The organism is Pseudomonas sp. C2.3V, assembly GCF_058536325.1.
This window is the reverse complement of record NZ_JBZUBN010000002.1, coordinates 211,424-236,826: the sequence shown is the minus strand read 5'-3', so window position 1 is coordinate 236,826 and position 25,403 is coordinate 211,424. Positions and strand designations below refer to the sequence as shown.

Below are 25,403 nucleotides of genomic sequence, written 5' to 3'. Positions count from 1 at the left end.
GCACATGCCTGCATTGGGCCGCCTATAGTGGCTGCCGGCGGCCCGTTCTCCAGTGGTGTAGGTGGATTTCATAACCCTGCTCATCTAGTAGCTGAAGTCATGACCAAGCTCCTGCTGCAGCCAGGCGAGAAAGCGCCTAACACGAGGAAAGTCCGAGTGGCTGCGGGGAAATACCAGATGGTGTGCGCTGACCGGGCTACAGAATTCAGCACCAAATACCGAGACGAGCTTGCCCTGTTCTAGATATTCACGTGCCAGCAGGGTGCTTTCCAGTGCGAAACCCAATCCATGGCTGGCCGCTTCGAGTGTCATGTAGGAACGGTCAAAGCTTAGTGAAAACGGAGCCTCGGGAAGTGAAAGACCTTGTTGGGCAAACCATTGAGGCCATTGGACCAGGGTTGCCTCAGACAGAATCAGATTGCATGTCAGCAAATCGTGAGGAGCCGCTATCGGCTGTTTCTGCAGCAGTGCTGGAGAAGCCATGACGGCTACATGCTCATGGCGAATCGTTCGTACTTCGAGCGTATTCCAGTTGGGTACGCCGTGGCGGATATCCAGATCGACCTTGTCCCGGCTGAAATGTAGCGCCTCGTAGGAGCATGACAGGTTGATCTGTATGTCAGGATGGCTGGCTTGAAAGGCTTCGAGGCGAGGCAGTAACCAAAGCAGGCCGAAGCTGGGTGAGGAGTGCAGGCGCAGGCAATCCTGACTGAGATCACTGCTGGCCCGTTGGGTGGCTGTTGCAAGCGTATCGAGGACTCCAGATACGTCCCTCAGGTATTGCTCGCCACAGGGCGTTAGCGTCACGCCTTTGGCTGTCCGCCGAAACAACGGACGGCCAATTAACGTTTCCAGATTGGCGATCTGATGACTGACCGCGGAAGGCGTTAGATCCAGTTGTTCGGCCGCCCTAGCAACGTTACCCAGGCGCGCTGCCATTTCAAAGGCTTGGATGGCCTTAAAGGGCGGAAGCGATAATAGGCGGTTTCCTTCGCTGGGCATTATGTCTGTTCCCTCCTGTGAATACTAAAGCGTGCCAACGCTCTATGCTGAATTTTTTTCAGCATAGAGTGACTTTTTCAGGATTGCCAGCGCACTGCGAACCAAGGAATCTGCACATAACGGCCCGCCTTGAGCCGAATCCATAAAAATAATTCAGGAGCAGTCCTATGCTACTCGAAGGCAAGATCGCCATTATCACCGGTGCAGCTTCAGAGCGCGGTATCGGTAGAGCCACTGCCAGAACCTTTGCTGAGCATGGTGCCCGCGTCGTTATTCTCGATCTGGATGAGGCCGCCTCGGCTGCTGCTGCGGCGTCCCTGGGTACCGAACACTTGGGGCTTGCCGCTAACGTAGCGAATGAAGCTCAGGTCAAGAATGCGGTAGCCAAAGTGCTGGAGCAGTATGGTCGTATCGATATTCTGATAAACAATGCCGGTATTACTCAGCCTCTCAAGACATTGGATATCCAGCGTCAGGACTACGACAAGGTGCTGGACGTTAGCCTGCGCGGTACGCTCCTGATGTCCCAGGCGGTTATTCCTGCCATGCGCCAACAAAAGTCTGGCAGTATCGTGTGCCTGTCATCCGTCTCGGCCCAGCGCGGCGGCGGTATTTTTGGCGGTCCGCATTACAGCGCTGCCAAGGCAGGGGTGCTGGGTCTGGCCAAGGCGATGGCACGTGAACTAGGACCAGACAACGTACGCGTCAACTCCATTACGCCCGGGCTTATCCAAACCGACATTACGGGTGGTCTGATGCATGACGAGCGCCGTCACGCCATCATCGAAGGCATTCCGCTGGGTCGTTTGGGCGAAGCCAAGGATGTCGCCAATGCTGCGTTGTTCCTGGCCAGCGATCTCTCCGGTTACCTGACCGGCACCACACTGGATGTGAATGGCGGGATGCTGATTCACTGACGTTTCAAGGACGAGCCTGCGGGTTGCTCGTCCCTCGTGCTGCCTCTGACGTTCCGGCGAGTCTCTGAAAACTCGTCCGGCCACTATAAGAACAAGAGATCAGACACCATGACGACACTTACCCTCGACGCGGTTGCGACCGCGCGTTCAAACGCCTATCGCAAGACAGCCTGGCGGCTGATGCCTTTTCTAATGCTCTGCTATCTTTGCGCCTATCTGGATCGGGTGAACGTCGGGTTTGCCAAGCTCCAGATGATGAATGACCTGGCCTTGAGCGAGGCGGTCTATGGGCTGGGCGCTGGGATGTTTTTCATCGGTTACTTCCTGTGCGAAGTCCCAAGCAACATCATTCTGCACAGGGTGGGTGCCCGGCGCTGGATCGCCCGGATCATGATTACCTGGGGCATCATCTCAGCCCTGTTTGCCTTTGTCGAAACGGCATGGCAGTTCTATGTGCTTCGCTTCTTGCTGGGCATTGCCGAGGCAGGGCTAGCTCCAGGCCTGCTGCTTTACCTCACGTATTGGTTCCCGTCCTACCGCCGCGCCAAGATGACGGTACTGTGGTTTATCGCCATTCCATTGTCCGGCATGGTAGGCGGCCCGCTGTCCGGCTGGATCATGGAGCGTTTCGCTGGCGTGCACGGTTGGGCCGGTTGGCAGTGGATGTTTCTGATCGAAGCCGTTCCTACCGTTGTGGTCGGTTTGCTGGTACTGAGTTACCTGAAGGATGGCGTCAAGGATGCCCATTGGCTGGATGACGACGAAAAGAAACTGATCAGCAGCGAACTGGCTAAAGATGAGCAGCACAAGGTCACCCATGCCTCGGCAGGTGCGTTTATCCGTGATCGTCGGCTTTGGCTGTTGGCATCCATCTACTTTTGTGTGGTGATGGGCCAGTATGCAATCACGTTCTGGCTACCCACCCTGGTGCGCAACGCCGGTATCGCTGACCCCCTGCATATCGGCCTGCTGACGAGTTTGCCGTACTGCTGCGCCATTGTGGCGATGCTGCTGGCCGGCCGAAGCGGGGATCGACATCGTGAGCGTCGTTGGCATCTGGCTGTTCCCATGGTGGCCGGTGCGACAGGTCTGACACTCGCCGCGCTGCTGGGTGGTCATATCAGCGCCTCTATCCTGAGCCTTTGCCTCGCTGCTGCCGGTATTCTCTCTGCCTCCTCACTGTTCTGGATGCTGCCTACCAATCTGCTGGGTGGTGTTTCGGCTGCTGCAGGCATTGCCGCCGTCAATAGCTTCGCCAACCTGGCGGGCTTCTGCTCACCTTATCTGATCGGCTGGATCACCACGTCCACAGGCTCCAGTGCGATTGGCATGTACCTCATTACCGGTGTGCTGGCATTCGGGGCCCTGTTGGTCTTCCGTATCCCTGCTGCCCTGGTCAATCGTTGAGTTCAAGCAAGGAGTCATACCATGCAAACACAATCTGTTCCGACAGGCGCGCCCGATCTCGCGGAGCGCGCCTACAACATTCGCCGCCATGCCTTACGCATGGGGCAGGTGCAGGGTCAGGGCTATATCGGTCAGGCATTGGGGGCAGCCGATCTGCTCGCCGCGTCTTACTTCCATGCAATGCGTTATCAGCCGGAAAACCCCGAGTGGGAAGGGCGTGACCGTTTCTACCTGTCTATTGGTCATTATGCTATTGCGCTTTACGCCGCACTGATCGAGGCGGGCATCGTTCCCCTTGATGAACTGGAAACCTATGGTACCGATGACAGCCGTCTGCCGATGTCCGGCATGGCTGCCTACACCCCCGGTATGGAAATCACAGGCGGCTCTCTGGGACATGGTTTAGGGATTGCCGTAGGGGCATGCCTGGGCCTCAAGCGCAAGCACTCCGAGGCGTTTGTTTACAACCTGCTTTCTGATGGCGAACTAAATGAGGGCTCCACCTGGGAGGCAGCAATGTCGGCGTCCCACTGGAAGCTCGATAACCTGATTGCCGTGATCGATGTAAACAACCAACAAGCCGACGGGCGTTCCAGTGAAATCCTGGCGTTCGAGCCGATTGTCGATCGCTGGCAGGCCTTCGGCTGGTACACGCAACGGATCGACGGTAACGATCTCGGTGCGTTGGTAAAAGCATTCGATAATGCCAGGCAAAACACCGGCCCCCAGCCTCGCGTCATCATTTGCGACACACGCATGGGTAAGGGCGTGCCGTTCCTGGAAACACGTGACAAGACCCATTTCATTCGGGTGGACGAGAATGAATGGGAAAAAGCCCTGGAAGCCCTTGAAGTCGGGAGAGTCTGATGAATACGCCAACCTCTGCAACTGTAACGGCCGCACCGGCCAAGAAGCGCCTGACTACATCGGCGATGATCGCATCCATTGCCAGCGAGGGCCAACCCACACGCCCAGCCCCCTTTGGTCATGCATTGTCGGCGTTGGCAGAGCAACGCAAGGACATCGTCGGGCTCTCGGCTGACCTTGCCAAGTACACGGATCTGCATATCTTTGCCAAGGCGCATCCAGATCGTTTCTATCAAATGGGTATGGCCGAGCAGCTTCTGATGAGCGCCGCTGCAGGAATGGCCCGTGAGGGGTTCACGCCATTCGCGACCACCTATGCCGTATTCGCCTCACGCCGCGCGTATGATTTCATCTGCATGGCCATCGCCGAGGAAAATCTTAACGTCAAGATCGTATGTGCCTTGCCGGGGCTCACTACAGGTTATGGCCCGAGCCATCAGGCCACCGATGACCTAGCGATCTTCCGCGCCATGCCCAACCTGATGGTTATCGACCCGTGTGACGCATTGGAGATTGAGCAGGCTGTACCCGCTATCGCAGCCCATAATGGCCCGGTATATATGCGTTTGCTGCGTGGCAATGTACCGATCGTGCTGGATCGATTCGACTATAAGTTCGAAATCGGCAAGGCCAAGACGCTCTGTCCAGGCAAGGATGTGTTGATCATCTCGACAGGACTCATGACCATGCGTGCAGTGGAGGCGGCTGATCAGCTCCTTGCAGACGGTATCGACGCGTCCATCCTTCATGTACCAACTATCAAGCCACTCGATGAAAAAACCATCCTGGCGGAGGCCCGAAAGCCGGGGCGGCTTGTGGTAACAGTGGAAAACCATTCCATCATGGGTGGTCTGGGGGAGGCGGTCGCCAGCCTGCTCCTGCGCAACGGTGTGACGCCGACGTTCAGGCAGATCGCGCTGCCGGATGCGTTTCTCGATGCTGGCGCGCTGCCCACTCTGCATGATCGCTACGGGATTTCCACCCAGGCGGTCGCAGCGCAGATCAAGGGTTGGCTGTAGTCGAAGCGACAAGGTGCGGATCACTGATCCTTACCTTGTCATTCTGTCTTCCTGCAATCCCTGACCGATATGCTCCCTTATGAAGACTCATGCTTTAGTTGATCCTGACTATCTGGCCTATGCCCAGCCACCCGGTGAGCCGTGGACCCAAGAAGCGCTACCCGCGATTCGCGATCGCCTGCGAGCCGGTTACCCGAGCGCGACATTTCCCGGTTATGACCCAGTTGCCATTCCAGGTCCGAGTTTAGGCATCAGTCTTCAGCTATGTGTTTATCGACTTGAATCCAAGCTGCACACTAACCGACCGGCCATTTTGTACCTGCATGGAGGTGGTTTCGTCGTTGGCGACACGGCCATGGTTGACGATTACCTGACTGAGCTTGCCCAAACATTGGGTGCAGTAGTCGTTGGCGTTGATTATCGCCTTGCGCCTGAAACGCCGTTTCCTGGGCCGCTGGAGGACTGTTATGCCGGTCTGGAATGGCTTTTCAAGCAAGCCGATACACTCCAGATCGACAGGCATCGAGTATTAGTGATGGGGCATAGTGCTGGCGGAGGACTTGCCGCTGCACTGGCGCTCCTGGCACGCGACAGAGGCCGTTATCCTCTCGCTGGGCAGGTGCTGATCTATCCCATGTTGGACTACCGAACCGGTACGGCTGAGGCACCTCTGTTGAATTCGAGTACGGGAAAATTCTACTGGACGCCAGAAGATAACCAGTTTGCCTGGAAATGCATGCAAGGCGCATATGAGCTAAGCGCCAGCCAGATGGGTTACTTCTCGCCCGCATTGGCTGATGACCTGTCCGGTCTGCCGACTACGTTCATGGCAGTAGGCGCGCTGGATCTTTTCCTCGAAGAAGACGTGCAGTACGGTATGCGGCTTTCGCGTGCAGGTGTGCCACTGGAGCTTCATGTTTACCCGGGCGTATTCCACGGGTTTGACCGTCTTCCTGGCCAGCGTTCCGACACCTGCCGTGCCGACATAAGTGCCGCGCTCAAACGCATGCTGAAGGTATCTCTTTAACTACAGTCACACCACAGCCGACCCTGTCGGCTGTGGTAATCAAGAAGCTGCATCTGAATCTAGGACCGGCTTCCGAAGGAGAATAACAATGAGCGACTTGCCGATCATTGATGCACACCATCATCTGTAAGATCTGGATAAGCATTACTATCCCTGGCTCCACGAGGGCGTAAAACCAAGCACGCAATCGACTCAGGCTGAACAGATGACCGCTGCGGTCAACGAAATGACGAAGGTGGGTGAGGTTGCAGACTATGGAGCCTCCGCAGCCCAAGCAACAGGCACAGGTAGAGCAGGGTAATACGCTGATCGTCAATGCAGGCAAGGCGGTTCAGGCATTGGTTAGGACTATGGAGCAAGCCACCAATACGGTACAGATGGTATCTACCAACAATGCAGATATCGAGAAAATCGTGGCCGTCATTAAGTCAGTGGCTGAGCAGACCAACTTGCTGGCACTCAATGCGGCAATCGAGGCAGCACGGGCGGGAGAACATGGACGAGGCTTTGCAGTGGTAGCCGATGAGGTACGTTCACTCGCCCCGCGTACTTAGGAATCCACCCGCGAAATTGAAAGCATGATTGCAACCCTACAGGAAGGCACGGCTACCGCTGCCAAGGAAATGCAGTTAAGCCGAAGCATGGCGCGTGACACCGAGGTGCTGACAACGGATGCTGTTGCCGCGCTTCAAGGTATAAGCCGTGAGGTAGGCGCAATCAACAGCATGAACACTCAGATAGCCTCAGCGTCTGCACAGCAGAGCGTGGTGGCAGAAGAGGTAAGCACCAATATCAACCGTATTCATGGGGCAAGCCTGGAAACCTCAAAAGGCTCACAACATATCGCAGATGCCAGTCGTCAGCTTGCTGGCCTGGCAAGTCAGCTAGCGGATCGAGTCGGCGTCTTCCAAGTGTAATTTAGGTGACTGGATGGTTCAGGCTTCACAAGATTTTCTACTTTCATATAACGTCTGAATGAAATGCTACGTAACGAGTTGAAGGGCATGTTTGTCCGTCAATGACGGTCGGATTTGTCATTCAGGTCAGTGTGGTTCTGGTCATGCCTCCGATCCTTCCGCTTGTTCGGCGTTTGGCACGTTTCAGGTCTATGGGGCTTATTGTCTTGTGCTGGATGTCTATCAGCGCCTCTGCCAATCCCAACTTGTCCCAAGTGCTGGATGATGCTCAAGCACTTGGGCCGCTGGAAACGGTGATTGTCAGTCACGATGGGCAGGTGATGGCTGAGCGCGGCTATCGAGGGCACCGCACAACTACACCCACCAATATCAAATCTGCCTCCAAGCTGGTGGTATCAGCGTTGATCGGTATCGCCATTGACAAGGGGATTCTCAAAGGGACTGATCAAACAATCGCTCCGCTGCTGTCAGAAGACCTTCCGGCAAAACCGGACCCGCGGCTGAAGGACATTACGATTGGCAATCTCCTGTCCATGCAGGCGGGACTGGCGTCTACCTCAGGGCCGAACTATGGCGCCTGGGTTGCTAGCAGAAACTGGGTGAAAGCTGCCCTGGCGCGTCCTTTTGAAAACGACCCTGGTGGTCCCATGATCTACTCCACCGGCTCAACTCACCTGCTTTCAGTTATTTTGACCCGGCAAACCGGGCGCTCGACCTTGCAACTGGCCCAACTCTGGCTGAAACCTCTTGATGGTTTTGCCATTACCAGCTGGAGTCGCGATCCGCAGGGTATCCATATCGGCGGTAATGAAATGGCGATGAGCCCGCGGTCATTGCTGGCATTTGGCGAACTTTACCGGAGGCGGGGGATAACCCAGGACGGTAGTCGTCTGATCTCTTCGCGTTGGATAGACGAGTCCTGGCGGGTTCGTACCTATTCGCGCTATACCGGTGATGGTTATGGATATGGCTGGTTTATCACCCGGATCGCGAACCAGGAGGTGTATTACGGCTGGGGATTCGGTGGGCAGATGCTGTATATCGTGCCCCGCCAGAAGCTGACGGTCGTCATGACCTCAGATGGTAGCGCCTCGGCTGCGCGCTCGGGGCATCGGGACGACTTGCACCGCTTGTTGGGCAGCATTATCGAGGTTTACGCGCAGTAAGGCTTTGCGATAAGAGTGAGGCAGTCTTCCGGACAGGTGGTTGCTCACCTGTCCGGTTTTACGTTCTGTCAGAGTATCAGGCTGCCTATCCAGGCCAGCACGAAAGCGATAGTACCAATGAGCGTTTCCATCACGGTCCAGGTCTTGAGCGTGGTTTTTTCGTCCATATCAAGGAAGCGGCCTACCAGCCAGAATCCGGAATCGTTTACATGGGAGAGCACAGTAGCGCCCCCGGCAATCGCCACGACGATAAAGCACAGGTCGAACTGGCTCAGTCCGCCGGTTGCGGCTACGGTCGGTGCCATGAGCGCGGCTGCGGTTGTGAGGGCAACGGTTGCCGAACCTTGGGCTACCCGTAGCGCCGCCGAGATCACAAAGGCCGCAACGATTACCGGAAGTCCGGTATCTGCCAGCATTTGAGACAGTGCGTCGCCAATGCCACTTGTACGCAGCACACCACCAAACATGCCACCTGCGCCCGTCACCAGTACGATGGAGCAGATAGGGCCGAGTGCGCCGTCACATACTTTTTCCAGATGCTTACGGCTGTGTCTACCGCTAAAGACGATCAACGCAAAAAATACCGTGATCAGCAAGGCCACTGGTGTCTTGCCCAGCATCCGCAGGAACTGGACCCATGTACTTTTGCCATCGACTGTACCCATAACGCTCAAGGTATTCAGGCCGGTATCCAAAAAGATCAGGATCAAGGGCAACAACAGGATAGCAAGTACGGTAGAGAAGCGGGGCGGGGTAACTGTCGTATCACGGTCAGCATCGGTCAAAAAGCTTGCCGGAATACCAACATGAAATTTCTTGCCCGACCACAGGCCGAACAGATAAGCACCAAAATACCAGGTAGGCAGCGCGATGATGGCTCCAACGATAACCAGCAAACCGATGTTCGCACCCAGAAGTTCTGCCGCAGCAACCGGGCCTGGGTGCGGCGGAACCAGCGCGTGCATGGCGGCGAATGCACCGGCCGCCGGTAACGCATAGCTCAGCGTAGAGCCGCCCAGACGCTTGGCCACACTGAAGATGATCGGCAGCATCACGATCAGCCCCGCATCAAAGAAGATGGGAAAGCCGAAAAGCAGCGATGCTACGCCAAGTGCGAAGGGCGCACGGTGTTCACCGAAGCGATTGATCAGGGTGTCGGATAGAACCTGGGCACCGCCTGTAATCTCCAGAAGACGTCCAATCATGGCGCCCAAGCCAACCAGCAATGCCACCGAGGCAAGGGTATTACCAAAGCCGGTCAATAGTGTCGGGACTACCTTGTCAAAAGGGATCTGCGTCGCGAGTGCCGTCAGGATACTTACCAGCACAAGCGCCAGAAAAGCATGGACCTTGAATCGCATAATCAGGAGGAGCAACAGAATTACAGCGCCTGCTGCTATGAGGAGCAATATACTGGCGCTGAGCGCAGTAGGTTCAGTCATGGTGGGCCACTTTCTATTGTTGTTGGTCGTTAGCGAAAGCCATACATGTGTGCGCCTGACGCCTGAGGACTACCAGAACGTCAACACCCTCGCTGCAACATGCAGTGAGGGTGAGGTAAGGAGCAAAGCCATACATGCCGGACATGTCGCCTCACATGTTATTGTTATAGATGAAGCGTTAATGGGAGTCCGGCCGGTCAGGCGCTTTTAACAGCCGCAAACGTATCGTTCCACCAGTCGGACGCCTGCTGGCTGATCACCTCGATGGGCAGTGTCGCGTCCACAACAAGGGTCGCGTCTTCCTCAAGAGGCGGCTCCAGCGCTGCAAACTGGCTATCCACCAGGCTTGCAGGCATGAAATGCCCAGGCCGGTTGGCAACACGCACGGCTGCGTCTTCACGGGTAAGATTCAGAAATACAAAGCCCAAGCCTGGAACGGCGGAACGGAGCTTGTCACGGTACTTCTGTTTGAGGGCGGAACAGGTGAGAACGGGCTTGATACCTGCGTTTACGGCATCAGCCATTTCCTGACCCAGGCGAGTCAGCCAGTCGGCGCGGTCTTCATCGGTGAGCGGAATGCCAGCACTCATCTTGGCGATGTTTGCAGCAGGATGAAACTGGTCACCTTCGATCAGGACGCCACCGCTGCGTTGAGCAATGGCCTCACCAATGCAGCTCTTGCCGCAACCAGCCACGCCCATCACAACCAGGGCAGGGATATACGTATTCATAGGATTCTCCAGCCGAAGATAGCGCTATCTTTAATTAAGAAATCTGAACAGATAGCGGCTTCGTATGTTGTAGCTCTTGTTTGCCAGATGATGCATCTCGAAAACAATGACGATTGACTGCTTTAATTTTCGAGACAGCGCTAACTTAAGCATACCGCCCGGACTTGGCAAGCGCTTTTAGTGCCTAGGCCCCGCCAAAAACGTGACGGGGTATAGGCTGACGCCTGCTGAAGGATGAGTTGTTCGTTACCGTTTTGGGCTCATAAGGCCAGCGGTCTCAGCACCGTCAACGGTGAGCGTAGCGCCATTGATATAGCTTGATGCAGGCGACAGCAGCCAGTAGATCGCTTCGGCTACCTCTTGGGGCGAGCCCAGGCGGCTTGCGGGTATCCGTGAGGTAAGCGCAGCAAGATGAGCGGCGTCCTGAATAACCTTGTCCATCATGCGCGTAGCGATCTGCCCAGGGCACACCGCGTTGAAGCGCACCTCTGAGCCATATTCCAACGCCAGCGCCTGGGTGAGTCCCAGCAGAGCGGCCTTGGTTGCACAGTATGCTGCAAGTCCTTGTTCACCCGTCTTGCCTGCAATGGAAGACACTGTAACGACCGCGCCATGTGCTGCCCGCAGGCCCGGAAGCGCATGCTTGATGTAGAAAAACACCGAGCGCGTGTTTACCGCGAAAAGATGATCCCAGGTGTCCTGAGTCATCGTGCCGAACTCACCACGGCTGGACATGCCGGCACTGTTGACCAGGCCGGACAGTCGGCCCTCTCCCAATGTCATTGCATGCGATACGACCTTTTGGCAGTCCTGCTCACTCAAGACATCGCCTGCCACGAAAACTGCTGTCTTCAGCCGTGTCTGTAGGGCTTGCCCTGCACTTTCGTCCCGGCCGGTAAAAACGACCTGATGCCCTTCAGCAACCAGTTTTTCAACCACCGCCGCGCCAATGCCCTGGGTGCCACCCGTTACGATAAACATGGTTTGCTCTCTACGTGGTTTCAGGGCGTGCCTGTTCTTAATCAAGTAAAGCGGGGAATCTCTAACGAACCAATGGCGGTGTATTGGCTCAGACCTATAACAAGCCAAGCCGTAGCCTATCGTGGAGCGGTTGTTGCTCTACCCGCATACTGACCTTCAGGCGTACCTTTTAATTATGGATCAAACGACCCAGCCTCTTGATCTTGCGCAGTGTGACAGGGAACCGATTCATATTCCCGGATCGATTCAGCCACACGGCATCTTGCTTGCTATCGACCCTGATACCCAGACTATTCAACAAGTTGCCGGTGATACTGTGCGGTTTTTAACACAAAATCCTACTGACTTGCTGGGGCAGCCAGTCGATACGGTTTTTGGGGCCGAGGCCGCGACATCTCTTCTGACGCTCGAGCCTGATATGACTGAACCTTTGTATTTAGGCTCGTTATCGCCAGCAGGCAACCTTGGTATGCCCGTAGATCTGACAGCACATATTTACAATGGTGTGCTGTTTCTAGAGCTGGAGCCTTCCTCAGAGCATCAAATCACTGCGGCGCAGAGGGTCGGCGAGATCCATCGGGTTCTTACAATTTGGAGTGCCACAACCAGTCTGCACGCTCTGCTTAAGAGTGCGAGTGAGGAGTTTCGCCGACTGACCGGGTTTGATCGGGTAATGATTTATCGGTTTCTAGAGGATGGGACAGGGCTTGTCGTGTCTGAAGACAAGATCGATAGTCTTGATGCGCTCCTCAACCATCACTATCCCGCCTCCGACATTCCGAGGCAGGCGCGAGCGCTTTATCTTCGGAATCCCATCAGAACAATAGCGGATGCTGGGTATATACCTGCTCCGCTCGTTCCGGTATTGAACCCCATCACAGGTCAGCCATTGGACATGAGCGGATGCAGCTTGCGCAGCGTTTCGCCCATTCATATTCAATATCTTAAAAACCTGAACGTTACAGCCTCTATGTCCGTCTCGATAGTCGTGGATGGGCAACTATGGGGACTTGTCTCCTGCCATCATACCTCTCCCAAACGGGTCTCTTATGATATGCGCGAGACCTGTAAACTATTAGGGCAGACGCTGGGCCAATCGATTAAGGCGCATTTAGAAAAAGCGATTAACAATCAGGCGCAGCAATTGGCCTTTGCTCGTGAGGAGTTACTGAAAAGGCTGACAGGGTTTTCTGCTGTTGAAGAAAGCATTCGGCGCTATTTGAAGGATGTTCAGCACCTTGTTCACGCAGAGGGTGCAGCACTGCTTCTTCACGGCAAGCTTACCCTGCTGGGCAGTACGCCATCTGAGGAGCAGACCCGAGCGTTGATAGAGTGGCTTCTGGAGCCATCCATGCCGACTACCTTTGCGACCAAAAGTCTTGTAGATCATTATGAGCCTGCAAAGGTGTATGCCACCCAGGCCAGCGGCTTACTGGCCGTTATAATCTCGCACACCCCTCCGTTTGTATTGCTATGGTTCAGGGCCGAATATCTTGAAACCATTAATTGGGCAGGTAATCCCCATAAGCCAATTGAGCCAGGTTCTACTCCTGGGCAGTTGACGCCGCGAAAGTCATTTGAAGACTGGAAAGAAACGGTTCGCTATCAGGCTAAGCCCTGGTCAGAGGCTGAAATAGATTCAGCCCGAAAGTTTGGCCGGGCGCTTCTTGATATGCGCATGAAAGATATGCTCCAAGGGCTGAACGGGCAGCTACAGAAAATGCTGGTCGATAAAGAGGTTCTCCTTGCCAGGAAAGACTCGCTAACCAAAGAGGCGCAAGAGCACATTCAAACGCTGCATAAGCGTGAGGCCGAACTAAGTGCCATCTTGGAAAATACCAGTGACGGGTACATCTGTACGGATGAAAGGGGGGCTGTTACCGCCTGGAATCGCAAAGCCGAAGAGATCTTTCTCTGGAGTCGAGAAGAAGCAATAGGCGCGTCTATAGAGGATCTGATTATTCCGCCGATGATGCGTCAGGCTTATCGTGACGATTTGAAAGGCTTCCTCGCCACAGGAGAAAGCAACAATGTGGGCAAGGTTGTCGAACATTCGGCGTTGCGTAAGGATGGGATGCTGATTCCCGTCGAGACACGCATCACGGCGATCCAGATTGACAGCCGTACGATCTTCAGCGCCTTTGTACAGGATATTACGCCGCGCAAACTCCAGGAAAAAGCGCGATTAAGAGATGCTCAGGAGGACGCTCTGACGGGCCTGGCCAACCGGCGTATGATGTATCGCTTTCTCAAGGCGAGGTTGGAGGCCAAGCCTACCGCGGAGAATCCGCTTTGGCTCCTGTACCTTGATCTGGATGGTTTCAAACCCATAAACGATACCCTTGGGCACGCGGCTGGTGATCAGATGTTGGTTGAGGTTTCTCACCGGCTGAAACAATGTATGCGTGAGGATGATCTTGTCTCCCGTATTGGGGGCGATGAGTTCGTCATTGTAGCCAGCGGTCTGCCAAACCGGGCTTTTATTGAAAAACTCTGCAAGCGACTCCTTAATAGCCTGCGAAAGCCTGTGTTGATCAATAAGCATGAGGTGAGTGTAGGATGCAGCATAGGTATCGTTTCGGCGCCGGAGGATAGCTGTCAGGCTGACGATCTCTTGCGTTTTGCCGATATAGCGCTTTACGAAGCTAAAGCGTCAGGCCGGAACACGTGGCAGTTTTACACCTCACGGATGAGTAGTCGTCTTCTGGTTCGGCGGCAACTCGAGACGGATCTTAGACTGGCCTTACGTCGAGACGAATTGCGCTTGGAGTTTCAGCCCCGTTATAAGATACGAGGCGGTCATCTAACAGGGGCCGAAGCCTTGGTACGGTGGCAGCATCCTCTACGCGGCTACTTAAGCCCTGACCATTTTATTTCCATTGCGGAAGAAACTGGCCTAATCGTGCCGTTGAGTGACTGGGTATTACGCAGAGCGTGCCTAGAGGCTACGCAGTGGAAGGACTCGGCCTTTGTCTCGGTCAATCTTTCACCGATAGAATTCAAGCGCAGCGACTTGGTAGCTCGCATACAAGCGGTTCTAGAGGAAACCGGGCTTGCGCCTGAGCGCCTGGAGCTTGAGATTACCGAAAGCGTTATGCTTGATAACACCAACGATGCTTTGGCTATTATGCGAGCACTCAAGGAGTTGGGCGTTAGGCTAGCCATGGATGATTTTGGCACCGGCTACTCGTCATTAAGCTATGTCCATACTTATCCCTTCGACGGCATCAAGATCGACCGTAGCTTTATTGCCGCGTTGGATGGCTCGTCTAGTGGCGAGGCGATCATCGAAGCCATTATTGGTTTGGGTCGTGCTTTATCGCTCACTGTTACGGCTGAAGGCGTTGAAACCCAGGAACAACTTGAATTATTGACTCGGCTTAATTGCCATCAGGCACAAGGGTTTTATTTAGGCCGCCCCGCGCAGGGTGATCTGCTTATGACTCACTAGCATGATTTGTAGATACGCAACTTCCCTGGTACCACGGGGGCTTGGTTAAAGCAGCAAGGGATTTAACACTATCCGCTAAGTTTTTATTTAGAACTTCTGGCAGCGGAGGATGCGCCAGCAGCGCAGACCTGTGTGGAGGCAAGGACAGGGTTGCAACAATACAGCTGGCAACCCTAGGCACCGCTTCATGGTCGTTTGACTGGGGCAGGCAACGTAACCAGGTTTACATAATCATTCCAAAAGGCTTGTTGATCGATACCAAACACCACCTTGGCTTTCTGGGTGCCTAATGGGGGGTTCTTGCGGTAGCCCAGTGACCTGCCGTAGTTCGGGCCAAAGTGGGTATCAACGTCAACCCAAAGGTCTTTCGATTCGGTTACCAGTTCCGGGTGCACCAGGAAGAGCGCCGGCAGACTGTCCCAGGTAAAACTCTGGTAGGCAGGGTCCTTGTCGAACTCAGGGCCCAGGACTGTCTTGTAAAGGTCAGGGATAATCCCTTCAGCGGCCACGATGCGCTTGTAGACGCCTGCGTTGAAGATGACCTTTTCGCAGACGTCGTTGGGGAAGATCACATGCTCTATCGGCGAGCGTAAAACGATCCGTGCAGCCTCCGGGTCGAACCACCAGTTGAATTCTGCTGCGGGCGTGGTATTGCCTGGAATCTCGATGGCGCCGCCCATGTACACGATCCGCTTGATCAGCGGCACGATCTCAGGTGCGCTGCGGATGGCCAGGGCAAGGTTAGTCAGCGGGCCGACAGCCAGAATTGTGACTTCATGGGGGTGCTGCTTGATGCTGTCGATAATGAACTGGGTCGCTGATTCAGGGCGTACTGTCGTATGGGTGGCGCGGCCATCTGGAGGCGAGATGAGCGCATCGGCTGAGGTCGGTCGTGGACCTTTAAAGGCGCCAGGCCAGCCCACGCCAAACAGTGCCTGTTCTTGCGGGTACGTCGAGAGGTCATGTAGAAGCGGGTAGGCTGCGCCAGAATAAACGCCGACCTCCTTTTCCACGCCCATACGCTCGACGGCCTTGAGGGCGTCTACCTGCTCTTGATCCACCCAGGCATTGCCGCTCACCAACGTCATGCCCAACAGTTCGATCCGTTTTTGCGCATGCAGTTGCGCCAGCATGATGAACGCCTGACCGTCATCATTGAGTACATTGAAGTCGGTATCGAAAATAACCTTGTCTGCAGCCTGTATAGGGCCTGCCAGAACGCCAAAGGCCAGGACGGCGGCGCAGTATTTGAAGAGTGCTCGCATCGGTTGGGGGCTCTTGTTTTATAGTGATGCAGCAAGTGAGACAGGTCTCATCTGCCCGAAAGCTGTATTGCCAAGCATAACGCAGCGGCAATGAACTCTGCCAACAATGACGTTCATTTTGGCAGGCCAATTCCTAGGCATAATGCAGAAACAGCGAAGCCCGGATGAGATTTCCGGGCTTCGCGTAGGGGTCAGCTCTGATTACGAATTTTACTTCGTATCGGGGAGGGCGTATGCAATCAGATAATCACCCATTTTGGTGCCAAAGGAGCCGTGCCCGCCCGCCATGATGACAACGTACTGCTTGCCATTGGCTTCGTAGGTCATGGGTGTTGCCTGGCCACCTGCCGGCAGACGTGCCTCCCATACCTTGTCGCCATTGGTCACGTTATAGGCGCGGATATAGTTGTCCTGAGTACCGGCAATAAACATCAGGTTACCTGCTGTCGAGATCGGGCCTCCCAGCATAGGGACACCAATTTTCAACGGTGGCAATTGAAGCCCCTGAAGACTGTCCCGAATCGTACCGATTCGCTTACGCCAAACTACTTCGTGGGTTTTCATATCGACCCCGGCGACATAGCCCCAGGCCGGCTGCTTGCACGGAAGGCCCAGCGGTGACAGGAACGCATTGATCTCTACACCAAACGGCACACCATATTGGGGCTGAATGCCCGTTTCGGTGCCGGTCCCTTTGGCGCCTTCTTCCGGCCACATGGGATTACCCGGGCCGCGCGGAATCAGCTTTGACACAAAGGGCAGCGCCATCGGGTTCATTAACGCTATTTGGCGATCGGAGTTGACGGAGATCCCACCCCATTCAAAGACGCCAAGGTTACCGGGGAAAACAATCGTGCCCTGTTCGGACGGTGGCGTGTATTGACCCTTATAGCTCAGGCGCTTGAAGATCACGCGGCACATCAGCTGATCGAACATGGTGGCGCCCCACATGTTCTTGTCAGTCAGTGTCTGAATGGGCGTCAGATTCAGGGCGGAGCGAGGTTGCGTCGGGCTTACCCAATCGCCTTCTGCGGCGCCCTGTGGCACCGGCACTTCCGTAATGGGCACAATGGGCTTGCCGTCACGACGATCCAGTACGAACAGATTACCCGCCTTGGTCGGTACGTAAACAGCAGGAACCGTGTCGCCAGATTCTGTCTTTACATCAGCAAGAGTAGGCTGGGAAGGTACATCCATGTCCCAGAGGTCATGGTGGGTAGTCTGATAAGACCAGACCAGTTTACCGGTCGAGCCGTTCAGCGCAACGATAGCACTGGCATAGCGCTCCATAAGCGGCGTACGGTGGCCGCCCCAGATATCAGGCGTGGCGTTACCTGTCGGTACATAGACTACATCTGCAGCGGCATCATAGGCCAAGGGTGCCCAGGCGTTGGGTGAGTTGTTAACCAGGGTCTTGCCGTCAGTCGGGATCGCATTGGGATCTTCTGCACCCGTATCGAATATCCACTGCAACGCGCCGGTATTGACGTCATAACCCCGGATAGCGCCTGATGGCTCATGGATAGAGAAGTTGTCAGTAACTGAGCCACCAATGATTACTGTAGTGCCCGTTACAACCGGCGGTGAGGTGGGCTGTAAACCACCTGGATAGGTATAAGGATGCATCTCCTTAAGATCCAGCTCGCCATTATTGGCAAATTCGCTACATGGTTGGCCATTGTCTGCGTTGATGGCAAAGAGACGGCCATCATTGACGGGCAGGAAGACCTTGCGTGGGCAGCTGGTTTGAGCCTGGGGTTTACCGGCGAGGCTGGCTGCAAACTCCGTGGTGTTGGCTTGATCGTAATAGGATACCCCACGGCAGGTCAGGTGCTGGTAGGAGGGTTCCGATTTAAGCTTGGGATCGAACCTCCATTTTTCCTTGCCTGTAGCCGGGTCCAGCGCTACCAATATCTGGTGCGTGGTGCAGATATACATGTTATCGCCAATCTTGATTGGGGTCAGTTCGTTAGTGGTTTCCCCCGAATCATTCTCGGTTCTGGACTCGCCACTACGAAATGTCCAAGCGACCTGCAGGTCTTTGACGTTGTTCTCGTTGATCTGATTCAGCGGCGAGTAGCGCGTACCGCTTTGGGTCCTGCCGTAGGCAGGCCAGTCCGCCGGGCTGATACCCTCTACCGGCTGAGCCTGGGCAGGCTGGGTAGACGCCAGGCTGCCATTGATCTCCTGCGGATCATTGAAGATCGAATACACCAGTACGGCAATGGACAGCACCAGCGTTGCAGATAAAAAGGTTTTGCTGGCTCTAAGACCTGCGCCAATGCCACGCGTTACTCCAGGAATCAACAGCCAGATGCCCAATAGCCCGAGAATATTCAGGCGTGGTACGAGAGCCCAGAAATCGGTGCCTGCTTCCCAGAGGCCCCATACGAGCGTCACGAGCATCAGTACCGCATAAAGCCAGATCGCGGCGGTAGAGCGACGCGCGAGCAGAATAGCGCTGATCAGCAGAGCAATACCGCTGATCACGTAATAATACGAGCCGCCTAATACTGCAAGCCAGGCCCCTCCAATCACTAAAATTACCGCGAATATAACGGCGATAACCGCAGTGAAAGTTCTCAATCCAGACCTTGTCGATAAAGTGCTCATCAACTGTTTCTCTCTTTGTAAAAACGCGCGGATCCTTTAGTGAACTATCAAAGGCGTTATTGAATACCGAAACGGAATACGGTCGTGCTATTAAATACCTCCCCAGGCTTTAATACCGTACTAGGAAAGTCCGGTTGGTTCGGGCTGTTTGGATAATGCTGGGTTTCAAAGGCAAACGCTTCAGTCTGCCGATATACCTTGCCGCCTGCGCCCGTTACGTTCCCCTTGAGAGCGTTACTGGTATAAAACTGCAAGCCGGGTTCTGTAGTCAGGCACTCAAGTGTGCGACCCGTTCCATGATCAACGACCTTGGCCGCATCTTGTAACGCCTTTGGATCAGCGCCTTTGTTCAATACCCAGTTGTGGTCAAAGCCATGGGCATAAAGGAGCTGTGGGTCGTTGGCGCGAATGTCTTTGCCAATGGCTTTAGGCCTTCGGAAGTCAAAAACACTGTTTTCCACCGGTTGCAGGGTACCGGTAGGGATCGACTGAGCATCGGTGGGAAGATAATGATCGGCATTTATCTGCACCACCTGATCCAGGACTCCATGAGTACTGTCAGGTCCGGCCAGATTGAAGTAACTGTGGTTGGTCAGGTTGATGACCGTGCTCTTATCCGTCTGGGCCTGATAGTCAATACGAAATGTGTTGTCGTCAGAAAGGCTGTAGGTAACGGTTAGCTGGAGGTTGCCTGGAAACCCCTGATCGCCTTCTGGGCTGTTTAGCTTCAGGGCAGCCTTGACCACAGGGCCTTCAGTTACCAATGGCGTGACCTGCCAGATGCGCTTGTCATAGCCCTTGCTACCGCTGTGCAGCGTATTAGGACCATCATTTTGTTCGAGCTGATAGTTTTTTCCGTCAAGTGTGAACTGCCCTTTGGCGATGCGATTGGCGTAGCGGCCAATCAGAGCGCCAAAGTGGATGCCTTCACGAGCATCCACGACTTCGTAACCATGCAGATCATCGTACCCCAGCACAATGTTGGCGCGTTTGCCGTGTCGGTCAGGCGTAATGATCTCCGTAATAACACCACCAAAACTTAAAAAAGAGACGCTTACGCCTTTGTCGTTAGTCATTGTGTAGCGTGTTACAGAATGGCCATCTCGCGTGGTGCCGTAAGATTCCTGAGACAGCGTCGAAGCAGCGCTGTATTGGCTGGCGAATATGCCTAAAGCAGCTACGAACAAACCTGAAGCCCGCATTGTTATAAGTCCACCTAATTGAGCAATACAGGTCAGAGTCAAAATGTTACAACTCGTTCGTTGTCAAAGTGCGATAAACACTGGATTAGATCTTTCACGTACAAAGTGTCAGGAAATTAGGCGGTTTGGACTTCTATTCGTCTCTGCGTTAATAACTGAACGTAGCCTGATATGGCCGATTTGCCCGAGGTTTTCTGCAGTCGTGCGATATGCAGACAAGGCTGTACCTAATGAAAGTTTTAAGGGTCGTGAGCAAGCGGAACGAATAGTAATCCTTGAATTCTGTGAAAAATTTAAATGCTTTTAAAACGATTCAAAATTTGTTTTCGTTGTGTAATTTATTGCATGCCGTTTCGAGTAGAGGCGTTATCGGCGCGACATGTAATCGCGGCATTGAACCTGCCCAAGCGATCAAGTGAACGACATAGCATTGAGAAACCAATATTCAGTCAAATTAATGAAGGTTTGCATAGACGACGTCTAAGTGACTCTCGAAGCACTAGCGGGCCGCTTGTGTCTCATTCGTTGTGTTCTCGATAAGCATCGCTTGTAAAGTGGTATGCGTGCCCTCGCCAGAATGTACTTTCTAACTAGCGATCGCTTGGCTCTGCAATGCACCTCCTGATGAACTTGGGTTTGCTGCTGCGGTTCTACTGGTGCATACCTTCCATGATCCAGAGAGGCTGACATGACTCGTTTTACTAACAAGGTGGTGCTCGTGACAGGAGCAGGATCGGGCATTGGTGAAGCAACTGCCAAACGCTTTGCGGAGGAGGGCGCTAAGGTCGTGCTGGTGGGCAGAACGACCGAAAAGCTTGAGCACGTGGCGCGTACGCTTCCGGCGGATAGCAGCTACATCAAGACCGCTGATGTCTCGGACCGGATTCAAGTAGAGCAGCTGATCGCGGATGTCATCCAGAAGTATGGCCGCCTGGATGTGCTGGTGAACAATGCGGGTACGGTGGCCCAGGGCAAGATTACCGAGGCTGATGTCGGCGACTGGCGCAAGGTCATGTCCACCGATCTCGACGGTGTGTTTTATTGTAGCCGAAGCGCCTTGCCTGAGTTGATCAAGCAGAAGGGCTGCATCGTCAATGTCTCCTCGGTCTCAGGCCTGGGCGGTGACTGGGGGATGAGTGTTTACAACGCGGCCAAAGGGGCAGTGACCAACTTTACCCGTGCCTTGGCAATGGACTTTGGTGAAGAAGGCGTCAGGGTCAATGCCGTATGCCCCAGCCTCACTAAAAGCGAGCTGACGGAAGATATGCTTGGCAATGAATCGCTTATGGCCAGCTTCAGGGAGCGGATTCCGCTGGGAAGGCCAGCCGAGGCCGAAGAGGTCGCCGATGTCATTGCGTTCCTGGCCAGTCATGATGCCCGTTTCGTAAACGGCGTGAATCTTCCTGTCGATGGTGGGCTCTCAGCCTCCAACGGGCAGCCCAGACAGGCTTGAGTTCTTCAAAACCCGGGGTTGCGGCATGTGGCCGCAGCCCGGCGTTTACGTACGGTATTGCTGTATATCCACCGTTCGACAACAAATCCCGCATCTGGTCTGTGTTTGTCATCAGTGCTAAATTGGTTGGTATGAAGTCAGTTCGAGCCCATTTTACTTCTCTTGCCTGGATGCTGGTCGCCGCCGTCCTGCTCAATGGTCTCGCCTGCAGTTTTGGTCACGGCATCATGCATGGCCAGACATACCGTCTCCCGTCGCCCCACGAAACAACGGTGGAGATGGACCATCACGTACATCACCATGCTATGACCGCCGCGCCTGATACGCACCAGGGCAGTATGCCCATGGTTGACTCATCTCATGATTCAGCTATCAAGCAGCTTGCCATGAGCGATTGCGCCTTCGCTGGTACGCTTCCACTGGCGCTCATGGTTTTCACGGCGCTGAGCTGGCTGCTGCGTCATAAACGGCAACGCCTGTATTATCTGGACGCCGGTTGTCGACGACCTCCCCGTGACGCATTTCCCTGCCTCAATCCCCGCGCGCCCTGACAACCACTGGCGGCATTTACTTCCTAACCCTTAGTTGGCGGCAGCCATGTGTTGTCGTTGTGCTTAGCCGTGGTGAATTCTCATGTCAGGTTCTTCGCCAGCGTCGGTCCATAATAGACCGGGCGCCTATATCCAGTTACTCAAACGACTGCACTTCTATATCGGGCTTTTTGTTGGTCCTTTTCTTCTCGTGGCGGCGCTGAGCGGTATTGTCTACGCGTTGACCCCTCAGCTTGAGGACTACCTTTATGCCGATGCCCTGCATACGGATAGCCAGGGCGCTCCTCTCAGCCTTGCCGCCCAAGTGCGTGCGGCCCAGGCAGCGGTAGATCCGTCCTCTCGCATCACTGCCGTACGCCCTGCGCCTGCAGCCGGTGATACTACCCGGGTGATGTTCAACGCGCCGGGCCTGGGCGCCTCCGAGAGCCGCGCCATCTTTATCGACCCGGTGACCGGTGAGATCAAAGGCGATATGAAAGTATACGGGACGAGTGGTGTCCTGCCATTACGTACCTGGCTGGATCAGTTTCACCGGGGCCTTCTGTTGGGTGATGTAGGCCGAATCTATAGTGAACTGGCGGCATCTTGGCTATGGGTCGCCACCTTGGGCGGCTTGGTGTTATGGGCGTCACGACGGAGTCGTACGCGTGGTAAGACGCCGGCGGGTCTACGCTCTCTGCATGGGTCCACAGGGGTATGGCTGCTGGCAGGGCTGCTGTTCTTTTCGGCCACGGGGCTGACATGGTCACAGTATGCAGGGAGCAATATCGGCATTCTGCGTGCATATTACGGATGGTCGACGCCTGTTGTTTCGACGGAGCTGGGTAGCTCAACCACCATGAAGATGCCCATGGACGAGCATGCCGAACATCATATGCACATGGATAACATGCCGAAGATGGAAGCGGTTGATCCCGACGTGTTTGATCAGGTGATGGCCGCTGCACGTACCCAGCACATTGACGCGGCAAAGGTGGAAATCAAACCTGCCATGCAGCCGGGAAAAGCCTGGACGGTTAATGAAATCGACCGTCGCTGGCCTACTCATGTGGATGCGGTTGCTATCGATCCCGGCTCCTTGGCGGTGGTGGATCATGTCCTGTTTGCTCAGTATTCTCTGCCAGCCAAACTGACCCGGTGGGGTATAGATGCGCATATGGGGGTACTTTTCGGCCTTGCCAATCAGCTGTTGTTGATTGGATTTGCGGGTGGCCTTGTGGTCATGGTGGTTTGGGGATACCTGCTCTGGTGGCGTCGGCGTCCGACCTTTAATGATGTTCCTCAACCGAGTCTTATCGATGCATGGCGTGAACTGGGCCTGGTTCAACGAATCCTGGCGATTGTGATCTCGACGGTACTGGGGATCTGTCTGCCTGTATTAGGCGCCAGCCTGCTTGTGTTTCTAGCGGTGGATTTCATTCTGGGCTTCAAGGCTTCGTTTTCAGATCTCAAGCAAAGGCAGTTGTAGTACAAGGGAGAAAAACGCTGGCTGCACCGTGAGCGGTTAGCGTTTCTCCTCTCCAGTTCGCGTACTGCCAAAGCTGTCAAGATGATTAAGTAGGAACCCGAAACTTAAATTGACCACACAGGCAATACCCTATTTGTTCTGTGGAGGCTGATATGTCAGTAAAAGTGCTTGGGCCCGCTGAGCCAGGTTTTAGCCTTGGCAGCAATGATTATGGCCCAACGCCTGGGCTCACGGTGGCCTGGCTCAGCCATACGGCGGACAGGTTAATTTCGGTTCGCCTTCTGAGCTTGCCAGCCAGGGAAGGGAAATTACGTTCGGCAAGGCTGGGGCTGGTCATTCCCCAGGTGGCGCCAAGGGAGCTAGCGAAGAAGATTTGATGGCATTGGTGCGTGACCTGGTGCAGCAAATCCTTCAGATGATTGCGCAACGGTTACAGCAAAACCAGAACGACACGGGAGCATCCTCTCAGGGCCAAAGTAAGGGTAGGGAGGTAGGAAAAGCCACCGCACCAGCGGCTGGTAGTCCGGAACAACCTTCTGTAGCTTCTGGCCCTGCTGTAACCCCCGAAACTCACCCGCAAAAGGTAACGTCTGCAAGCCCAGCCAGTAGTGACGGGCCCACTGCCGGTAGCGGTCCGCGTGCATTCAAAATAACCAATACTCAGGACCATCCGATCAAAATAGGCCAATTCGATAAGAACGAACAGTTGACCGCTGAGCTAACGCTTGAGCCAAGGCAGACAGGCGTTATGAGATTCGAGAACGATACCACCGGACTGCTCAAGCAGGCGGATGCAGACGGATATTACCGCCCTGATGCCAGCCGGCTGGAATTCTTCAACGGCTTTATCAATACCAGTGACATCGATGGCCGAAACGCTTCGATCCATGCCACGGATAACAAGGGATTCGAGATTGGTGATAACAAGAGTATTGCTGACGCTGCGCCCGGCAATATCGTTACAGTCGATTCTGCTGGTAACAAGACCATTGCTGGCTTTTACGATGGTTCGACAGAAACCATGAATAAAGGCGGCCAGTTCATGACCGAGAAGCTCGGTACAGGCATGACTTACATGCACCCTGATGATGATCGTCTGCCCACTGGACAGAATCCGATGCGCCATACTGATTCGATGACATTGGATGTCACGTTTGGGAAGCCATAAATAAAGTCGGTGACGCATCGTGTGGCGATATACAAGTACAGAAAGCCCGAGGTGCCTAGGGCTTTCGTTAAATCTTTTGCAGACAGTGCTAGCGACGACGATTCAAATCTCTCAGGCCAAACCAGAGCACCGCCTGGGTGCTAAAGCCGATAATCAGGACAAAAAGCCCAACTGCCATGAACGTCCAATGAGATGAAGCGTAGCCCAAGCAAACAACGACCGCCGCTACGATGCCAATGAGCAAAGGGATGCGGCTGAACCAGAGAGCTTCGTGATGAACTCGGGATTCAAGCATGGCAATCATTTCTTCCCTGTTTCTGCGCATTGGTGTCTACCTGTTTTACTAATGCGGAATGTGGCTCCTATGAGTATAGTCAGCATTTGCATTAACGTAGGCTGTCTAGCCGTACGTTTTACCTTTACGACCCACGGTCTGATAGAACTAGTGCCCGGCAGGCACAGTGCGGACACATGATGCTTTAAACACATGCTTTGGAGTGGAAGAAGCAACGCGGCCATATTCCATTACAGCATCGCAGCGGCGTCTTTCCTCGCTAGGGCACCCTAGAGCAAACGCTTTGTTGATTATCCCTCATCCTAAAGAGGACACAACGTTCTGTCTTTAAGGTAGGTCGTTCAATAATGGCATCTGAGAAATTAGGTTCCCGATACAGCAAAGTAATAGTTTGAGGCTCCGCGAGTAATAATTCACTTACGGATGGCGGGTCGCTCCTGATGCGCCTGCTGGATACCAAT

Annotated in this window: 20 protein-coding genes and 1 pseudogene; 13 read left to right on the top strand and 8 right to left on the bottom strand. The window is 54.5% G+C overall.

The genetic code is table 11. The features are described 5' to 3' along the window. Positions 1-84 precede the first annotated feature (84 nt). The gene (locus AC4LF3_RS20895; RefSeq protein WP_026003744.1) at positions 85-1,002 is read right to left on the bottom strand and encodes a LysR substrate-binding domain-containing protein; all 918 of its coding nucleotides are present in this window, start codon (positions 1,000-1,002) and stop codon (positions 85-87) included. A 167-nt stretch (positions 1,003-1,169) separates the two neighbouring features. On the opposite strand from AC4LF3_RS20895, the gene AC4LF3_RS20890 reads away from it, so the two are divergent. The 8 genes and pseudogenes from AC4LF3_RS20890 (at position 1,170) to AC4LF3_RS20855 (ending at position 8,322) form a co-directional block, all read left to right on the top strand. Next, positions 1,170-1,919 carry an SDR family NAD(P)-dependent oxidoreductase gene (locus AC4LF3_RS20890; protein WP_010799082.1) on the top strand — a complete coding sequence of 250 codons (750 nt, stop codon included), beginning with the start codon at positions 1,170-1,172 and terminating at the stop codon, positions 1,917-1,919. Positions 1,920-2,027: 108 nt separating this feature from the next. Continuing rightward, complete coding sequence (locus AC4LF3_RS20885) at positions 2,028-3,326, top strand: MFS transporter (RefSeq protein ID WP_491836606.1); 1,299 nt, start codon at positions 2,028-2,030, stop codon at positions 3,324-3,326. A gap of 21 nt (positions 3,327-3,347) precedes the next feature. Further along, entirely contained in the window at positions 3,348-4,193 is an 846-nt protein-coding gene (locus AC4LF3_RS20880) for a transketolase (protein WP_491836604.1), read from the top strand. After that, entirely contained in the window at positions 4,193-5,212 is a 1,020-nt protein-coding gene (locus tag AC4LF3_RS20875; RefSeq protein ID WP_491836602.1) for a transketolase family protein, read from the top strand. Before AC4LF3_RS20880 ends, AC4LF3_RS20875 begins: the two co-directional genes overlap by 1 nt. 79 nt (positions 5,213-5,291) lie before the next feature. Continuing rightward, positions 5,292-6,239, top strand: a complete 948-nt coding sequence (locus tag AC4LF3_RS20870; protein ID WP_404628524.1) for an alpha/beta hydrolase — start codon at positions 5,292-5,294, stop codon at positions 6,237-6,239. Between the two features lie 254 nt (positions 6,240-6,493). Then, positions 6,494-6,790 (top strand): annotated as a pseudogene (locus tag AC4LF3_RS20865) (methyl-accepting chemotaxis protein); the annotation flags it as partial. Positions 6,791-6,817: 27 nt separating this feature from the next. Continuing rightward, positions 6,818-7,156 carry a methyl-accepting chemotaxis protein gene (locus tag AC4LF3_RS20860; protein ID WP_286788440.1) on the top strand — a complete coding sequence of 113 codons (339 nt, stop codon included), beginning with the start codon at positions 6,818-6,820 and terminating at the stop codon, positions 7,154-7,156. Positions 7,157-7,257: 101 nt separating this feature from the next. Beyond that, positions 7,258-8,322: a serine hydrolase domain-containing protein gene (locus tag AC4LF3_RS20855; protein ID WP_491836600.1), complete on the top strand. Its 1,065-nt coding sequence runs from the start codon at positions 7,258-7,260 to the stop codon at positions 8,320-8,322. 68 nt (positions 8,323-8,390) lie between these two features. Here the strand turns inward: AC4LF3_RS20855 and AC4LF3_RS20850 are convergent, their stop codons facing one another. From AC4LF3_RS20850 to AC4LF3_RS20840, 3 genes are all read right to left on the bottom strand, one after another. Beyond that, complete coding sequence (locus AC4LF3_RS20850; protein WP_074825918.1) at positions 8,391-9,764, bottom strand: GntP family permease; 1,374 nt, start codon at positions 9,762-9,764, stop codon at positions 8,391-8,393. Positions 9,765-9,961: 197 nt separating this feature from the next. Further along, on the bottom strand, positions 9,962-10,495 hold the full coding sequence (locus tag AC4LF3_RS20845) for a gluconokinase (protein WP_434136352.1): 534 nt from the start codon (positions 10,493-10,495) through the stop codon (positions 9,962-9,964). A 246-nt stretch (positions 10,496-10,741) separates the two neighbouring features. Then, complete coding sequence (locus AC4LF3_RS20840; protein WP_491836598.1) at positions 10,742-11,476, bottom strand: SDR family NAD(P)-dependent oxidoreductase; 735 nt, start codon at positions 11,474-11,476, stop codon at positions 10,742-10,744. A gap of 175 nt (positions 11,477-11,651) precedes the next feature. Between AC4LF3_RS20840 and AC4LF3_RS20835 the strand changes: the two genes are divergently transcribed. Further along, positions 11,652-14,927, top strand: coding sequence for a bifunctional diguanylate cyclase/phosphodiesterase (locus AC4LF3_RS20835; protein ID WP_491836596.1), 3,276 nt, complete (start codon positions 11,652-11,654; stop codon positions 14,925-14,927). 185 nt (positions 14,928-15,112) lie between these two features. Here the strand turns inward: AC4LF3_RS20835 and AC4LF3_RS20830 are convergent, their stop codons facing one another. The 3 genes from AC4LF3_RS20830 to AC4LF3_RS20820 all read right to left on the bottom strand — a co-directional run bounded on the left by AC4LF3_RS20830 (position 15,113) and on the right by AC4LF3_RS20820 (position 20,007). Further along, complete coding sequence (locus tag AC4LF3_RS20830; RefSeq protein WP_491836594.1) at positions 15,113-16,192, bottom strand: nucleoside hydrolase; 1,080 nt, start codon at positions 16,190-16,192, stop codon at positions 15,113-15,115. Between the two features lie 210 nt (positions 16,193-16,402). Next, the gene (locus AC4LF3_RS20825) at positions 16,403-18,805 is read right to left on the bottom strand and encodes a glucose/quinate/shikimate family membrane-bound PQQ-dependent dehydrogenase (RefSeq protein ID WP_219652198.1); all 2,403 of its coding nucleotides are present in this window, start codon (positions 18,803-18,805) and stop codon (positions 16,403-16,405) included. Between the two features lie 56 nt (positions 18,806-18,861). Further along, the gene (locus AC4LF3_RS20820; RefSeq protein ID WP_491836592.1) at positions 18,862-20,007 is read right to left on the bottom strand and encodes an aldose epimerase family protein; all 1,146 of its coding nucleotides are present in this window, start codon (positions 20,005-20,007) and stop codon (positions 18,862-18,864) included. A gap of 688 nt (positions 20,008-20,695) precedes the next feature. Here AC4LF3_RS20820 and budC point away from each other — a divergent pair. The 4 genes from budC (at position 20,696) to AC4LF3_RS20800 (ending at position 24,647) form a co-directional block, all read left to right on the top strand. Then, positions 20,696-21,460 (top strand): meso-2,3-butanediol dehydrogenase, encoded by a 765-nt coding sequence (gene budC, locus AC4LF3_RS20815; protein ID WP_434155408.1) that lies wholly within the window; start codon positions 20,696-20,698, stop codon positions 21,458-21,460. A gap of 131 nt (positions 21,461-21,591) precedes the next feature. Then, positions 21,592-22,011, top strand: coding sequence for a hypothetical protein (locus AC4LF3_RS20810; protein WP_434136346.1), 420 nt, complete (start codon positions 21,592-21,594; stop codon positions 22,009-22,011). An 82-nt stretch (positions 22,012-22,093) separates the two neighbouring features. After that, on the top strand, positions 22,094-23,479 hold the full coding sequence (locus tag AC4LF3_RS20805; protein ID WP_491836590.1) for a PepSY-associated TM helix domain-containing protein: 1,386 nt from the start codon (positions 22,094-22,096) through the stop codon (positions 23,477-23,479). A 376-nt stretch (positions 23,480-23,855) separates the two neighbouring features. Next, on the top strand, positions 23,856-24,647 hold the full coding sequence (locus AC4LF3_RS20800; RefSeq protein WP_491836588.1) for a hypothetical protein: 792 nt from the start codon (positions 23,856-23,858) through the stop codon (positions 24,645-24,647). Positions 24,648-24,735: 88 nt separating this feature from the next. Here the strand turns inward: AC4LF3_RS20800 and AC4LF3_RS20795 are convergent, their stop codons facing one another. Continuing rightward, positions 24,736-24,972, bottom strand: a complete 237-nt coding sequence (locus AC4LF3_RS20795) for a hypothetical protein (protein ID WP_010799101.1) — start codon at positions 24,970-24,972, stop codon at positions 24,736-24,738. Between the last annotated feature and the right edge of the window lie 431 nt (positions 24,973-25,403).